At 63.8% G+C, this 16462-nt stretch carries 9 protein-coding genes; all 9 read right to left on the bottom strand.

Annotated elements, in window-relative coordinates; genetic code table 11:
- Positions 1-85: 85 nt before the first annotated feature.
- Complete coding sequence (locus ACQY7X_RS10530) at positions 86-6859, bottom strand: hypothetical protein (protein WP_428249870.1); 6774 nt, start codon at positions 6857-6859, stop codon at positions 86-88.
- A gap of 197 nt (positions 6860-7056) precedes the next feature.
- Positions 7057-8082 (bottom strand): aspartate-semialdehyde dehydrogenase, encoded by a 1026-nt coding sequence (locus tag ACQY7X_RS10525; RefSeq protein WP_428249869.1) that lies wholly within the window; start codon positions 8080-8082, stop codon positions 7057-7059.
- A gap of 178 nt (positions 8083-8260) precedes the next feature.
- Positions 8261-9937, bottom strand: coding sequence for a hypothetical protein (locus tag ACQY7X_RS10520; RefSeq protein WP_428249868.1), 1677 nt, complete (start codon positions 9935-9937; stop codon positions 8261-8263).
- Between the two features lie 21 nt (positions 9938-9958).
- Entirely contained in the window at positions 9959-10798 is an 840-nt protein-coding gene (locus ACQY7X_RS10515) for a MinD/ParA family protein (RefSeq protein ID WP_428249867.1), read from the bottom strand.
- Positions 10795-11847: a hypothetical protein gene (locus ACQY7X_RS10510; protein ID WP_428249866.1), complete on the bottom strand. Its 1053-nt coding sequence runs from the start codon at positions 11845-11847 to the stop codon at positions 10795-10797. Before ACQY7X_RS10510 ends, ACQY7X_RS10515 begins: the two co-directional genes overlap by 4 nt.
- Before the next feature lie 19 nt (positions 11848-11866).
- Positions 11867-13987 carry a flagellar biosynthesis protein FlhA gene (flhA, locus tag ACQY7X_RS10505; protein ID WP_428250050.1) on the bottom strand — a complete coding sequence of 707 codons (2121 nt, stop codon included), beginning with the start codon at positions 13985-13987 and terminating at the stop codon, positions 11867-11869.
- A 55-nt stretch (positions 13988-14042) separates the two neighbouring features.
- A complete protein-coding gene (locus tag ACQY7X_RS10500) occupies positions 14043-15437 on the bottom strand; it encodes a sigma-54 interaction domain-containing protein (RefSeq protein ID WP_428249865.1) in 1395 nt (464 codons plus the stop codon).
- Positions 15438-15448: 11 nt separating this feature from the next.
- The gene (gene fliN / locus ACQY7X_RS10495) at positions 15449-15730 is read right to left on the bottom strand and encodes a flagellar motor switch protein FliN (RefSeq protein WP_341981549.1); all 282 of its coding nucleotides are present in this window, start codon (positions 15728-15730) and stop codon (positions 15449-15451) included.
- A 57-nt stretch (positions 15731-15787) separates the two neighbouring features.
- The gene (locus ACQY7X_RS10490; protein ID WP_428249864.1) at positions 15788-16444 is read right to left on the bottom strand and encodes a hypothetical protein; all 657 of its coding nucleotides are present in this window, start codon (positions 16442-16444) and stop codon (positions 15788-15790) included.
- Positions 16445-16462: the final 18 nt, after the last annotated feature.

The following is a 16462-nucleotide window of genomic DNA, read 5'->3' as shown; positions in this document are numbered from 1 at the left end:
GATTAGAATGATCAAAGACTTGGACTAAAATTCACTATAGCAGAATTTCGGAACATTAAAAGAACAAACTGCGCGGACGGCCGCCTTAGGGGCTGTAATAGATGAAGTCGCCCGATTGCAGGTCTTCCAGCACCTGGCCGACCAGGGTGACGGTGAAGCCGCCGCCGAAATCCAGCACGACATTGGTATCGACCTGGGATGCCACCGCCAGCACCTCGTTGAAATCCATGATGCCGATGGCATTGAGATCAACGCGGTCGCCATCGCCGGCACCACCGCTGAAATCGGTGATGCGGTCAGCACCGCCTTCATAGACGAAGATGTCGCTGGAAGCGCCACCGGTCATAGTGTTGTTGCCAATGCCGCCATAGATGTGGTTTTCACCGTCGCTGCCGACGATCACGTCATCGCCGTCGCCGGCATAGATTTCCGTGGAGGCGATATCGCCGGCGGCCAATGTGATGGTGTCGTTGCCGCCACTGCCCTGCACGGTCTCGACATTGCTGACGGTGACATTGTTGTTGCCGCCCACCAGCACCACGGTATCGGCGCCATCGCCAAGATCGATATGGGCAACGCTGGCACCGGAATTGAGCGTGACCGTATCGGCACCGACGCCGCCGAGGATGGTCTCGACATTCGACACCGTGACGCTGCTGCCGCCATCGCCAAGCTGCAATGTATCCTGGCCGGAGCCGAGATTGATCACCGCCTGCGGTGTGGCGCCGGTGAGCGTGACGCTGTCGGCGCCGCTGGAACTGGTGATGGTTTCGACATTGGCGACCGTGAGCAGGTTATTGCCTGCCGCCAGCACCAGCTTGTCGGCGCCAACGCCCAGATCAATCACCGCGCCCTCGGCGCGGGTAAAGAAGGTAATGCTGTCATTACCGCTGCCGCCAGCCAGCGATTCGACATTGCCGACAGTGACGTTGTTGGTGTAGTTGCCGAGCTTCAACGTATCGTCACCATCGCCAAGATCGACGCGGATATTGGTGGCGGCATTGGTGAAGGAAACAATGTCGTTGCCGCTGCCGCCAACCACGGTTTCGATATTCACGATCGCCACCTGGTTGCCGCCATCGGCCAGCACCAGTTTGTCCTGCCCTGCGGCAAGATCCAGCGTTTCGCCATTGGTGAAGCCGGTGGTGAACACCACGCTGTCATTGCCGCTGGCACCGACCACGGTTTCGACATTGCCGATGGTGATGGTGTTGCCGCCGGTGGGCAGCACCAGGATATCGGCGCCAGCACCAAGATCGACCGCGTAGGGCGAGGCCATCGGCGTCAGCGTGACGCTATCGGCACCGGCACCGGCCAGCAGGCTTTCGACATTGCCGACGGTAATCTGGTTATCCTGATCCGTCAGCACCAGAGCGTCGCTGCCGGCACCCAGATTGACCACCACGCCGGTAACGCCCTCGGCGAAATACACCGTATCCGCACCGCTGCCGCCCTGCACCGTCTCGACATTGGTGACAATGAGGCTGTTGGTGCCGTTGGCGAGCGTCAGCTTGTCGTTGCCGGCGCCGAGGTCGACGGTGGCATCGGTAAGCAGGCTGGCAAAGGTGATGGTATCGTCGCCGCTGCCGGCAAACAGCTGCTCGACATTGGCCAGCGTGACATTATTGGTGAAGTCTCCAAGCGTGACGCTGTCCTCGCCGGCACCGAGATCGATATTCATGCCGGTAGCAGCAGCGGTGAGCGTAATCATGTCATAGCCGCTGCCGCCGACCAGGATTTCAATATTGGTGGCAGACAGCACATTGTCGCCATTGGCCAGGATCAGCTTGTCCACGCCATCGCCAAGATCGATGAATTCATCGCCGGTGAGCACGCTGCCAAGCGTGACGGTATCGGCGCCGCGGCCACCGATGATGGTTTCAAAATTCGACACGGTAACGAAATTGCTGCCCGAGATCAGGGTCAGCCTATCGGCGCCGGCACCCAGATCGATGGTCACGCTGGTGGATGCGGCAGCCAGGGTGACATGATCATCGCCGCTGCCACCGGCAACGATTTCAGTATTGGCAATGGTCAGGCTGTTATCGCCTGCCGCCAGCACCACCTTGTCGGTTCCACCAGCCAGATTGACCAGGATGCCGCTGACCGTGGTGTCGAGATAAAGCGTATCGGCGCCACTGCCGCCGGTGACGGTTTCGATATTGGTGACCGTAAGGCTGTTGCCGCCATCGGCCAGGATCAGGCGGTCGTTGCCATCGGCCAGATCAACGCTGCCATTGGTCAGTTTCGAGCCGAAGGTGACGGTATCGGCACCGTTGCCGGCGGTGAGCGTTTCGACATTGGTGACAGTGAGTGAATTGACGAAATCGCCCAGCGTCAGGCTGTCGTTGCCGGCGCCCAGGTCGATGCGCAGGCCGTTGGCGGCATTGGCCAGGGTCACGTCATCATCACCGCTGCCGCCCTGCAGGGTCTCGACATTGGCCACCAGCAGCACATTGCCGCCACTGGCCAGCACCAGCTTGTCGCTGCCGGTACCAAGATCGACCTTGCTGCCGGCCGCCATGGTGGTGGCCAGTGTTATTGTATCGGCGCCGCTGGCGCCGGTCACGGTCTCGATATTGGAAAGCGTCAGGTTATTGCCGCCGGTGGCGAGCTGCAGGGTATCGTCGCCATCACCGAGGTCGATGGATACACCCGTGGCCGCAACGCCAAGCGTGATGCTGTCATTGCCGCTGCCGCCGGTAATGGTTTCGACATTGGTCACCGTGAGGCTGTTGTCGCCATCCACCAGGATCAGCTTGTCCAGCCCGAGACCGAGATTGACCAGGACCCCGCTTACCGTATCGGAGAAGGACACGATATCGGCGCCGCTGCCGCCCTGCACGGTTTCGATATTCGCCAAGGTGACGGTATTGCCGCCATCGGCCAGGGTCAGGCGATCATTGCCGGCGCCCAGATCGATGGTGGCATCGGTGAGCTTGCTGGCGAAGGTGATGACATCGGCGCCACTGCCGGCGGTCAGGGTCTCGACATTCGAAACCGTGATGTTGTTGGCAAAATTGCCCAGCGTCAGGCTGTCATTGCCGGCACCGAGATTCACCACCAGGGCGGCGGTGGACGCCGAAAGCGTCACATCATCCGCATCGGCGCCGCCGATCAGGGTTTCGACATTGGCGATGGTGAGTACATTGCCGCCATCGGCCAATTTAAGCTGATCCGCACCAGCACCGAGATTGATCACCTCGTCGCCCGACAATTGCGTGAGCAGCGTGATGCTATCCGCACCGGCGCCACCGGTGATGGTTTCGACATTGGCGAGCGAGACGGTATTGGTGCCACCGGCGAAGATGATGCTATCGGCGCCATCGCCGAGATCCAGGCTCATGCCGGTGGAACCGGCGGCCAGCGTGACGGTATCGGCATCGCCACCGCCGATTACGGTTTCGACATTGCCGATGGTGAGGCTGTTGACGCCATTGGCCAGGGTCAGCTTGTCCTGACCCAGACCGAGGTTGACGCTGGCATTGGTGACGGCGCCTTCCAGTGTCACAACATCGCTGGCAGTGCCGCCGATGACAACCTCGACATTGGCGAAGGTGACGGTGTTGTTGGCCGAGGCCAGCACCGCCTTGTCGCTGCCCGCGCCCAGATCGATATAGGCATCGGAAAGCCGGGTGCCGAAGGTGATCTGGTCGGCCTGGTTGCCGGCGGTCAGCAATTCGACATTCGACACCGTGATGGTGTTGGCGTAGTTGCCGAGCGTCAGGCTGTCGGTGCCGGCGCCAAGGTCGATGCGGTAGCCGGCGGCGGCGGCGCTGAGTGTGACGAAATCATCGCCCGAGCCGCCGGTGACGCTTTCGATATTGGCCAGCGACACGGCATTGCCGCCATCCGCCAGGGTCAGGCGGTCGATACCGGCGCCGAGATCGATACTCTCGCCGTTGGCCATCACGCTTTTCAGCACCACGGTATCGGTTCCGGCGGCTCCGACCACCGATTCCACATTGGTCAGCGTAACCGTGTTGATGCCGGTGCCGAGGATGATGGTGTCATCGCCATCGCCAAGATCGATGCCGGCGGCGGAAGCGGCGGCGCCCAGTGAGATGACATCATCGCCAGTGCCGCCGAGAATGGTTTCGGTATTGCCGATGGTGAGGCTGTTGCCGCCATCGGCCAGGGTGATGCTGTCAAGCCCGACGCCGAGATTGACCTGGATACCGTTCACGGTCTCGGACAGCGTGACGCTATCGGCGCCAGTGCCGCCGAGGATGGTTTCGATATTGGTAGCGGTGAGGCTGTTGCTGCCATTGGCCAGCACCAGCTTGTCGCTGCCCTTGCCAAGATCGATCACCGCATCGCTGATCGTGGAGCCGAAGGTGACGGCATCATCGCCCGTGCCGGCCACCAGGGTTTCGACATTGGAGATCGACAGCGTGTTGTTGACATTGGCCAGCGTCAGGCTGTCATTGCCCGCACCCAGATCCATGCGCAAGTTTACGGCAGCGGCGCTGAGCGTGATGTAGTCATCGCCCGAGCCGCCGGTGACGGTCTCTGCATTGGCGATCGTGGCGATATTGCCGCCATTGGCCAGCACCAGCTTGTCGCTGCCGCCGCCGAGATCGATGAATTCAGTGCCGGCCAGCGTGGTGAGCAGGGTGACGCTATCGGCGCCAGAGCCACCCTGGATGGTCTCGGCATTGGCAGCCGTGACGGCATTGGTGCCGCTGATCAGGATCAGCGCATCGGCGCCATCGCCAAGATCAAGGCTGCTGGTGGTGCTGATGGCAGCGAGGTAGACGGTATCGTCGCCCGCTCCGCCGGCAACGGTCTCGGTATTGCCGATGGTAAGACTGTTGCCGCCATCGGCCAGGGTGACGCTATCGGCGCCAAGGCCAAGCAGCAGCTGCACACCGGTAACGCCGGCGACAAAGGTGATGATATCGGCCCCGGTGCCGCCGATCACTGTTTCGATATTCGCCGCCGTCAGCGTGTTGCCGCCATTGGCCAGCACCAGCTTATCCAGACCATCGTTCAGATCGATGGTGCTGCCCGTCACCTGCGAGCCAAGCGTGACACTATCAGCCAGCGTGCCGGCGATCAGCGTCTCGACATTGGTAGCGGTGATGTTGTTGACGAAATCCGACAGCACCAGGATATCGTTGCCGGCGCCAAGATCGACGCGCATGTTTACCGCGGCGCCGCCCAGGGTGACTTCGTCCGCGCCGCTGCCGCCGAGCACGGTTTCGGTATTCGCCACCGTGATGGCATTGCCACCATTGGCCAGCACCAGCCGGTCGGCGCCGGTGGAAAGGTCGATGGTCTGATTGACCAGGGTGGTAAGGAAGGTGACGCTATCGGCGCCGAGGCCGCCGCTGAGCGATTCGACATTGCTCAGCGTGACATTGTTTATCCCCGAGGACAGCACCAGGGTATCGCTGCCATCGCCCAGATCAAGATTGACATTGCTGGCGCCGGGATTGAGCACGATGTAATCGTCGCCGCTGCCGCCGGTAACGGTTTCGATATTGGCCAGGGTCAGTTCGTTGCCGCCATCGGCGATGGTCAGGCGATCCAGACCGACGCCGAGATTGATCAGCGTGCCGATGCGGGTTTCCGCCAGGGTGACGACATCATTGCCGCTGCCGCCGGTGATGGTTTCGATATTGGCCGCCGTCAGCGTGTTGCCGCCGGCCGAGAGAATCAGGCGGTCTGCGCCGTCGCCAAGATCGATGGTGCTGTTGGTCAGCTTGGTCAGCAAGGTGATGCTGTCGTTGCCCTTGCCGGCAACCAGGGTTTCGACATTGCTAAGCGTGATGGTGTTTTCCACATCATCAAGCACCAGCACATCGGTGCCGGCGCCGAGATCGATGCGCATATGGCCGTTGGTGCCGGCCAGCGTAACGGTATCGTTGCCGGTGCCGCCGAGAATAGTTTCGACATTGGTGACCGTGACGGTATTGCCGCCATTGGCCAGCGTCAGCTTGTCGATACCCTGGCCAAGATCGATGGTGGTGCCATCCAGCGTGTTGCCGAAGGCGACGGCATCCGCGCCCTTGCCGGCGGTGATGGTTTCCACATTGGTGATGGTGATCGAATTGGTGTTGGCGTTCAGGATCACCGTATCGTCGCCATCGCCGAGGTCGATCTTGACATTCACCGCCGAAACATTGATCGCGACGGTGTCATCGCCCGAGCCGCCGGTGACGGTCTCGATATTGCCGATGGTAACGGTGTTGCCGCCATCCAGCAGCACCAGCTTGTCGGTGCCGGCGCCCAGGTCGATGGTGACATCGGCTACCGTGTCGGTGAAGGTGACGGTATCGGCGCCGGTGCCGCCCTGCACGCTCTCGACATTGCTGAAGGTGACGGTATTGGAGCCGTTGCCGAGCGTTACCTTGTCGGTGCCGGTGCCACCAACGATGCTCTCGACGCCGGTGGCGGTGATGCGGTTGGTGCCATCGGCCAGCACCAGCGTATCGCTGCCGCCGCCGAGATCGACGCTGACATTGGTGGCGGGCGCCGCGAGCGTGACGATATCCGTGCCAAGTCCCGCCGCGACGGTTTCGACATTGACCACGGTGACGGTGTTGCCGCCGGAGGCCAGCGTAAGGCGGTCCATGCCGCCGCCGAGATCGACCGAGGCGGCACTGATCGGCTGGGTATAGGTGACCAGGTCGGCGCCGGAACCGCCGGTGACGGCTTCGATATTGGTGATGGTGAGGCGGTTGCCGCCATTGGCCAGCGTCAGGCTGTCTTCGCCGCCGCCGAGATCGATCTTGCCGCTGCTATGGGTGTTGGCGAGGACGACGACATCGTCACCGGTGCCGCCGATGATCGAATCAAGGGTGGCATAGGTATGGGTGTAGCTGCCGCCGCTGTCGCCGAGATTGACGGGCATTCTGCCAAGCGCCTCTGATGCCCGCGGATTTCCGCAAGCTGGTGTGAAATTTCTACGGGCAAACTAACCCAAATCCGACTATCCGGCACGAGAAATTTTACAGATGGTTAACCACGGCCACCGCGTTAACTCTTTTTACCACAACAAAAAAGGCGCCGGTTGTGGCCGGCGCCCTTCTGTAATCGTTAACAGCGAGATCAGGCAGCCTGCTTCTTGAGGAAACGGGCGGCCAGCACCTCGGCGATCTGCACGGCATTGAGTGCCGCGCCCTTACGCAGGTTGTCGGAAACCACCCACATCGCCAGGCCGTTCTCCACCGTGATGTCCTCGCGGATGCGCGACACGAAGGTGTTGTAATCACCGGCCGATTCCAGCGGCGTGATGTAGCCGCCGGGCTCGCGGCGGTCGAGCACCTGGATGCCGGGAGCTTCGGCCAGGATGTCGCGCGCCTCGTCGGCGGTCAGCGGCTGCTCGAACTCGATATTCACCGCTTCCGAATGGCCGATGAAGACCGGCACGCGCACGCAGGTGGCGGTCAGCTTGATCTTCGGGTCGAGAATCTTCTTGGTCTCGGCCATCATCTTCCACTCTTCCTTGGTAAAGCCATCTTCCATGAAGACGTCGATATGCGGAATGACGTTGAAGGCGATCTGCTTGGTGAACTTGTTCTTCTCGATCGGATCGTTGACGAAGATCGCCTTGGTCTGGCGCTCCAGTTCCGTCACGCCGTCATTGCCGGCACCCGACACCGACTGGTAGGTGGAAACCACCACGCGCTTGATGCGGGCGCGCTCATGCAGCGGCTTCAGCGCCACGACCAGCTGCGCCGTCGAGCAGTTCGGATTGGCGATGATGCCCTTCCTGGTATAGCCGGCCACCGCATCGGCATTCACTTCCGGTACGATCAGCGGCACGTCGGGATCCATGCGCCACTGGCTGGAATTGTCGATCACGATGGCGCCCTGGGCCGCCACGCGGGGCGCCCATTCCTTCGAGGTGGCGCCACCAGCCGAAAACAGCGCGATATCGGTGCCGCGGAAGTCGAAATCCTCCAGCGCCTTCACCTTGATCTTCTGGTCGCCGAAATGGGCGTCCTTGCCCACGCTGCGGCGCGAGGCCAGCGCGACGATTTCCGAAACCGGAAACTTGCGCTCATGCAGGATGTTGAGCATTTCACGGCCGACCACACCCGTGGCGCCGACCACAGCTACCTTGTAGCTCATCGTTGTTGCCTTTCAGTTGCCCCGGCAGGTCGACACCCGGCGGGATACGAACACATGGACTTTTTGTTTGCCCGGCAGGTCAGCACCCGGCAGGCGGCGAGAGATGTAGCGCCCTATTTCACGCCTGGCAAGGGCGGAATTGTCTGGGTACAACCCCCGGTATGATTAATAGCTGAGATTAAGCCTCCACCTGCTGGTGCGGGCCGGGGCCGAGGTCGAGGCCGGCTTCATTGGGCCAGGGAATCGGCGGTTCGCGGTCGATGAAGCGGAGCGTGCCGGTCATGCCGGTGATCGCCATCGCGTCGTCGAAAATCGCCTGCACGTCGAGTTTGAAGGCCGGGCCGAATTCATGCAGCGAGCGCAATACCAGGTCCAGGCGCTTGTCGGCCATATAGCCATCGAACTGCACCGGGCCGGTGCTTTCCAGGTTGAAATCCAGGATGAAGCGCGACTGGGTCTGGTTCTTCTTGCGGTCGCGGCGGCGGCGCATGAAAATCTGCACCGGCTCCACCTTGCCCTGCACCATCATCGGCAGGGTCAGCGCCTGCCAGTCGCTATCGCCGCTGCCGCGCTGGTTGAGCTTGCCGAGATCGCGGAAATCCTCGTCCAGCCTGGCCAGCAGGTCGCCCTTGCCGGCCTCGCGCAGCGCCCTGGTTGCCTCCGCGCCGAGCCAGGCCTGGGCGCTGCCCATGGCGGCAGCGGCCATGAATTGCAGCGCGTTTGACGCCAGCCGGGCATTGGCCTGCGGCATCGCCTGGGCCAGCCGGGCGGCAAGATCGGGATGGCTCTGACGCAAGGCATCGATGGTGCTTTGCAGCAGCGGCCAGCCACCCTGCAGGCGTTGGAGAATCCCGGCAGCCGGCAGGGGCGAAAGCTGCGTCACGCTGGGCGCGGCGGGACGCACCAGGGCAGTGAGTTCCAGCGCCAGCTGGCTGCCGGCAGGCAACGCCTGCGGCAGATCGAGGGCCAGCATGCCCTGGGCGGTGCGCAGCAGGGTCTGCCCGGCGGGATTCTGGCCGGTAACCACGCCGGTCATCACCCCGGAAGCCCCCTGGGGCAACTGCGCCGCCAATGCCGGCGGCAACGCCGCCTTGGCGGCAGCGGCGGCAGTCGTTGCCGCAGCAGGCAGTTGCGCGCCGGGTTCGGCCGTGGCGCGCACCACCAGCTGCGCCTGGCTGCCCGGCGGCAACGGGTTGCCGGCATTGGCCTCGACATTCATGGCTGGTGTGGCGCCAGCCACCGCCTGCACCTGACCCGCGCCCTGTACCACGGTGGCTGACAGCACCTGGCCCTTGCCGGGCAAGGTGGCGGCCTGGGCCGCAGCGCCAAGCGGCGCGACGGCCATTGCCAACTGCACCGGCGACGGATTCTGCAACAGCACGGCGAGCGGCGGATTGAGCGGCGTGCCATTGGCCGCCATCAAGGCAGCCGTCGGCGGCGTGCCGGGCTGCACCGCCAGACGCACGGCAGCCCCCTGGTTCAGCACCGCCGCCAGGGTCGGATTGGAGGCAATCACAAACGTGGTGCCGCCCTGGCTGCGCAGCACGAAGGCATTGCCATCGCGCGCCACGACGTTGGCTTCCAAAGTCGAACCGCTGCGCGCTGCCTGCGCCACATCGGAGGTGCGCACCTGATCCGAGCTTGGCTGCGGCGCGGTATTCGCGGGCCTGCCGGATTGCTGCGTATTACCGGGCTGCTGGGCCGGGCGTGAATCGAGGATCGTATTGGCGGCGCTGGCGCTGGAAGAATCAGAGGCTGGCGCGGGTGCCGGCGTGGTGGCAGGAGCAGGCGCCGGAGTCGATGCCGGAGCAGCGGGTGCCGGAGCAGCGGGCGGGATGCGGCCGATTTCGCTCATCGGTGCCGCATGCCCATGGCATCAGCCGCGATGCGCCGCCATGCCGACCAGGCTGCCGGCGATGGCTTCGACATCGGCGGCGGCATCGCTCATCGGATGACGCGCCAGGATCGGCATCTGGTTGCGGATGGCATCGCGCACCTTCTCGTCGCGGCGGATCACACCGGCCAGCGGCGGCGAATATTTCAGGAAGTTCTCCGCCGCCTTGGTCAGCTTGGCATGGGTGCGCTCGCCCTCGCGGGTGGTAGGCGCGATATTCACCACGACGCGGATATCGGCATTGCGGTCGGCCATGCGCGCCAGCTTGATGAAGGCATAGGCATCGGTCAGCGCGGTCGGCTCGTCATTGGTGACAACCAGGGTGACGCCGGCAGCCTGCGACAGGGTGCGCACCACGGCATCGACACCGGCGCCGAGATCGATCACCACCTTGTCGTAGCTGCGCGCCAGTTGGCACAACTCATCGCGCAGGCCATTCAGCGCTGCCTGGTCCAGGGTGGCGAGCGAAGCGGAACCCGACTTGCCGGCGATGATGTCGAAACCGGCTTCCGACGGCATCACCGCATCGGCGAGGCTGAAACGACCGGCGATGACACTGCCGAGGTCGCGGTCCGGCATCAGGCCGAGCTGGATATCGACATTGGCGAGGCCGATATCGCCATCGAACAGCAGGGTACGGATACCCTGCCGGGCGAAGCAATGCGCCAGCGAGATGGAAAGCCAGGTCTTGCCCACACCGCCCTTGCCCGAGGCAACGGCGATGACATTGGCCTGCCGTGTGGGGGCGGCCGGATGGCGCAGCGGGCGCTGCGCGGCGGGCGGGATCGACGGCGTATTCGGGTTCATGGCGATCACAGTCATTCGGCGGCCTTCGAGGTCAGATTGGCGCTAGCACCGGTATCGGGGTCGCGCAAGAGCCAATGCGAAAGTTGCAGCGGATCGAGCCGCTCGAATCCCTTGCCGACAAAGGGGCTGCAGCCGGCATCGGCAAAGGCAAGTCCGGAAGCATCGGCGGCGGCAAGCAGGCCGCCCAGACGGCGGCTGGCATCGAGGCGGGTAGGCAGGAAGCGGCGGCAGCCGAGCGAAGCGAACACGGCGGCGACATCCGCCGCCTCACCCGGATCACCGCCCGCCGGCAGCACCAGCACGGGTTCCGCGCCAGAGGCCAGGATCAGTTCCTTCAGCGGCCCGCGCTCCTTCGGCTGGAACGGATTGAGGCCGGTGGTATCGATGATCACCTTGGCTTCGCCGGTATGCGCCATCATGGCGGAAAGCTCGGCGCCATTGGCGGCTTCGGTGAACGGCAGGGCCATGACGCGGCAGAGCGCGGAAAGCTGCTCACCGGCGGCGGCGCGGGCCATGTCGCAGGAAATCACATGGGCGCGGCGCTGTTCGATCACAGCACGGGCGGCGATCTTGGCGGCGGCAATCGACTTGCCGGCACCCGGCGGGCCGACCAGCAGCACCGGGCGGTTATCCATCGAAAGGCCGGGGAAGCGGAAATGCTCGTCCAGCGCCTCGGCCAGCGCGCCCGGCATGTCTTCCAGGCCGACCTTCAGGGCCGATTGCGTCAGCCGTTCGGCCAGCCGCGCCGGGACACCGTGCCAGGACAGCGCGCCTTGCAGCAGCGCGGCGAATTCATCGGCAAAGCCATCATCAGCGGCAGCGAAATCCTCCACCGGCACGAAACCGCGCGTGCCGGCGCCATAGCGCGCGGAATCGCGCAAAGCCTGGGCTTCCGGGGTGGCGAAATCATCGGCGCTGTCGCTCTCAACCGCTGCCGTGATCTCGACGCCGCCGCTTGAGCGGTTCTGGCTGGTCGAGACGATGATGGCGTCCTCGCCAAGCTGGCTGCGCACCATGTCCATGGCTTCGGCCATCGAGGAGGCGGTGAAGGTCTTGAGGCGCATGTTCTACAGCTCCCCCGCTCTAGATTTGAGCCAGCGTGCGCAGCTTGGCCTTGGGATGGACCTCCTGCTGCGACATGACGACGGTGGCCGGCCGGAAGCGTTCGATGATCGAGCGCACATAGGGCCGGATGCCAGGGCTGACCAGCAGCACCGGCACATAGCCATCGCCGCCCAGGCGCTCGAAAGTCTGGCGCACGGCGGCGATGAAATCCTGCAGGCGCGACGGCGCCATGGAAAGCTGGCGGTCCTCGCCCTGGCCGATCAGCGATTCCGCGAAAGCCTGCTCCCAGCCCGGCGACAGCGTCACCAGCGGAATGAAGCCATCGGCGCCGACATTGGCATTGGAAATCTGCCGCGCCAGGCGGGCGCGCACATGCTCGGTGATCTGGGTGATGCTCTGGGTATAGCCGGTGGCTTCGGCCACTGCCTCCAGCACCGTGGCGAGATCGCGGATCGAAACGCGTTCGGCCAGCAGGTTCTGCAGCACACGCTGCACGCCGTTGACGTTGATGCGGTTCGGAATCACTTCCGTCACCAGCTTCTCGTTGTTCTTCTTCAATTCGTCGATCAGCTTCTGCGTCTCGGCAAACGAGAGCAGATCCGACATATTGTCCTTCACCACTTCGGTGAGATGCGTGGTGATGACGGTGCCGGGATCGACCACGGTATAGCCACGGAACATGGCTTCATCGCGCAGGCTCTCATCCACCCACATGGCCGGCAGGCCGAAAGTCGGCTCGATGGTTTCCTCGCCCTGCAAGGCGATGCGGTCGCCGCGCGGGTCCATCACCAGCAGCATGCTGGGCCGCACCTCGCCGCGCGCCGCTTCCACTTCCTTGACGCGCACGACATAGGAATTGCCCGGCAACTGCATGTTATCCAGGATGCGCACGCTGGGCATGATGAAGCCCATATCGATGGCGATCTGGCGGCGCAGCGCCTTGATCTGGTCGGTAAGGCGGTAACCGCGCGCATCATTGATCAGCGGCAGCAGGCTGAAGCCAAGCTCAAGGCGCAGATCGTCGATCGCCAACGCGTTGGTCACCGGCTCATCCAGCGGCGAAATCGGCGGCGGTGGTGGTGGCGGCGGCACAATGGCTGCTGTTTTGCGTTTCTGCTCCTGCTGATGCGAGATATAGGCGAGGCCGCCGAAAGTGATGGCCAGCAGCAGGAACGGGAAAAACGGCATGCCCGGGATCAGCGCGAAGCCGAGCGCCAGCACCGCCGACATGCCGAGCGCCTTGACGCTGGAAAGCTGCGCCGCCAAGGCCTGGTCGGTGGTGCCATGGGCCGAGCCCTTGGAGACCATGAGACCGGCGGCGACCGAGATGATCAGTGCCGGAATCTGCGACACCAAGCCGTCACCGACGGTGAGGATCGAATAGGTGTTGGCGGCCTGGGAGAAGCTCAGGCCCTTGTCCAGCACGCCGATCAGGATGCCGCCAAGCAGGTTGATGAAGGTGATCAGAATGCCGGCAATGGCATCGCCGCGCACGAACTTGGAAGCACCGTCCATGGCACCGAAGAAGCTCGATTCGTCCTCCAGCTCCTTGCGGCGGGCGCGGGCGGTGTTCTCGTCGATCAGGCCGGCGGAAAGATCGGCGTCCACCGCCATCTGCTTGCCGGGCATGGCATCCAAATTGAAGCGGGCCGCCACTTCGGCGATACGGCCGGAACCCTTGGTGATGACCACGAAGTTCACGATCACCAGGATGGTGAACACGATGATGCCGATGACCAGGCTGCCGCCCATGACGAACTGGCCGAAGGCCTCGACGACATGGCCGGCGGCATCGGTGCCTTCATGGCCATTGCCAAGAATAAGCCGCGTGGTGGCCAGGTTCAGCGACAGCCGCAGCATGGTGGTGATCAGCAGCACGGTCGGGAAAGCGCCGAATTCCAGCGGCTTGGTGACGAACAGGCAGGTCATCAGCACCAGCACCGACGAGGTGATCGAGATCGCCAGCGCGATATCGAGCAGCACCGGCGGCATCGGCAGGATAAGCACCGACAGCACCAGAACGACACCGACGGCGAGCAGGATGTCGCCATGCTGGCCCATCCGGCGCATCTGGCCAAGGAACGAAGTACCGCCGCCGCCTGCGGCAGCGCCTGTCGTACCCGTTTCGCTCGGAACCATATCGGTCATATCAATCCTGGCTCACTCAGAATTCAAACAGCAAGGCAGCGCGGCATCAGGCCGGCATGCGCGAGCCGTCATTGGCCAACGGCACGGACACACCCTCGTCCGTGTATTGCTTCAGCTTGTTGCGCAGCGTGCGGATCGAGATGCCGAGGATTGTGGCAGCATGGGTCCGGTTGCCGAGGCAATGCTTCAGCGTATCGATGATCAGGTCGCGTTCGACATCGGCCAGCGCCCGGCCGACCAGGCCATTGGCGGCACCGCCCGGCGCCAGTTCCGGTGCGCCCGGCTGCGCTGCCGCGCCAGGCGCAGCAGCCGGCTTGGCGCCGATGGCTTCGGCCAGGCCGGTGCCATCGGGCAGCCGCACGGCATCCACCTCGATCAGTTCACCGGACGCCAGCAGCACAGCGCGGTGCATGGTGTTTTCCAGCTCGCGCACATTGCCGCGCCACGGCGCCTGCTTCAGCGCCAACAACGTGGCCGGGGCCAGCGGACGGGCGGGCACGCCATTCACCTCGGCATATTTCTTCACGAAATGGCCGGCCAGCAACTCGATATCGGCCGGGCGCGCACGCAGCGGCGGCAGCTTGAGATTGACCACGTTGAGGCGGAACAGCAGATCCTCGCGGAAGGTGCCCTTGGCGACTTCCTCGGTGAGATTGCGGTTCGAGGTGGCGAGCACGCGGATATCCACCTTCACCGGCTTGTTGCCGCCGATGCGGTCTATCTCGCGTTCCTGGATGGCGCGCAGCAGCTTGGCCTGCAGGCGGATATCCATCTCGCTGATTTCATCCAGCAGCAGCGTGCCGCCGTTGGCTTCCTCGAACTTGCCGATGCGGCGGGCCACGGCGCCGGTGAAGGCGCCCTTCTCATGGCCGAAGAGTTCGGATTCCAGCAGGTTCTCGGGGATCGCCGCGCAATTGACGCTGACGAAGGCCTTATCGGCACGGGGCGAGCGGTTATGGATGAACCGCGCCATCACTTCCTTGCCGGTACCGCTCTCGCCGGTGATCAGCACGGAAGCCGAGGACGGCGCGATCTGCTCCGCCATCTTGACCACGCCACCCATCGCCGGGTCGCGGAACAGCATGGCGAAATTCTCTTCCGCAACGGCTTCCAGCACGGCGGCGATCAGTTCCGCATCGGGCGGCAGCGGCAGGTATTCCTTGGCACCGGCGCGAATCGCGGCCACGGCGGCACGGGCATCGTTGCCGATACCGCAGGCCACCACCGGCAGGTTGATGCGTTCGGCCTTCAGAGTCTCCACCAGCGACTTCACATCCAGCGCCACATCCACCATGGCGAGATCCGCACCACGGCCCGAGCGCAGCAGATTCATCGCCGCTTCGATATCCTCGACCTGCGACACCTTGGCACCGCGCTGCAACGCGATGCGCGTGGCGGCGCCGATCTGCCCGTTCAATGTGCCGATGATGATAAGCCGCATTGATCCGACCCTTAACCCCGACCGCCCTTGATGATTTCCGTCATGGTCACGCCGAGGCGGTCTTCCACCACCACCACTTCACCACGCGCCACCAGGCGGTTATTCACATAGATGTCGATGGCCTCGCCGACCTTGCGGTCCAGCTCGATCACTGCACCGCGGCCGAGCTTGAGCAACTGGCTGACCTGCATATTGGCCTTGCCGAGCACGGCGGAAACATGCACCGGGATGTCGAACACCGCCTGCAGGTCCGCCGCCGTGCGGGCCGCATTCGGATCGTCCTCCTCGGGCATGGTGCCCGCGCCGATATCCTTCAGTTCAAGATCGTCGCCGGTATCAGCCATGGTTCATCATCCTTCCTGGGCAGCGGCTTCGGATTGCAGCGCGGCTAGATAGCGCTGCACCGCCTGGTCCACTTCCTGTTCGATCTGGGTCTGATTGCGCTCGGCCGAACCATCGGCCCAGTCGACACGGCAATCGGAGGCCGGCAGGCTGTTGTCGGGCACCAGCATCACCTTGCCGCCGAAACCCGATTGCGACACCAGCGCATCGATGCGTTCATCCAGCAGGCGGATCACGCCATCATTGGCGCGCAGCACCAGGCGCGGCTCGTCGCGCATGTCGTCCATGCAGCGCAGCACCAGCGCCTCGATCTCGCGCAGCGGCTCACGCGCCATCAACTGCGCGGCCAGCTTGCGCGCAATGGCAGCAGCCAGAGTGACCGCTTCCGTGCGCGCCTGGGCCTGGCTCTGCTGCAGATTCTCACCCAGCTGCGCCATGCGGATTTCGATGGAGCCCAGGGCGTGTTCGATGGCCGCGGCATGCTCGGTGGCGGCGGCATCGCGGCCAGCCTGCTCGCCGGCGGCAAAAGCCTGCGCCTTGGCTGCTTCCACTTCTTCGTGATTGTACTTCGGCGGCGGCGCCTTGGGACGGAATATCGCCGGGTCCGTTCGCGGCTTGGTGCCATCGAACGGCTGGTCGAAGAGGAATTTCGACTTGCCCGCCATGAAACGCGTTCAACCCCC

This window comes from Ferrovibrio sp. (assembly GCF_965278975.1).
Classification (GTDB): domain Bacteria; phylum Pseudomonadota; class Alphaproteobacteria; order Ferrovibrionales; family Ferrovibrionaceae; genus Ferrovibrio.
The sequence above is the reverse complement of the archived record's forward strand: the minus strand, read 5'-3'. Positions and strand labels throughout refer to the sequence as shown.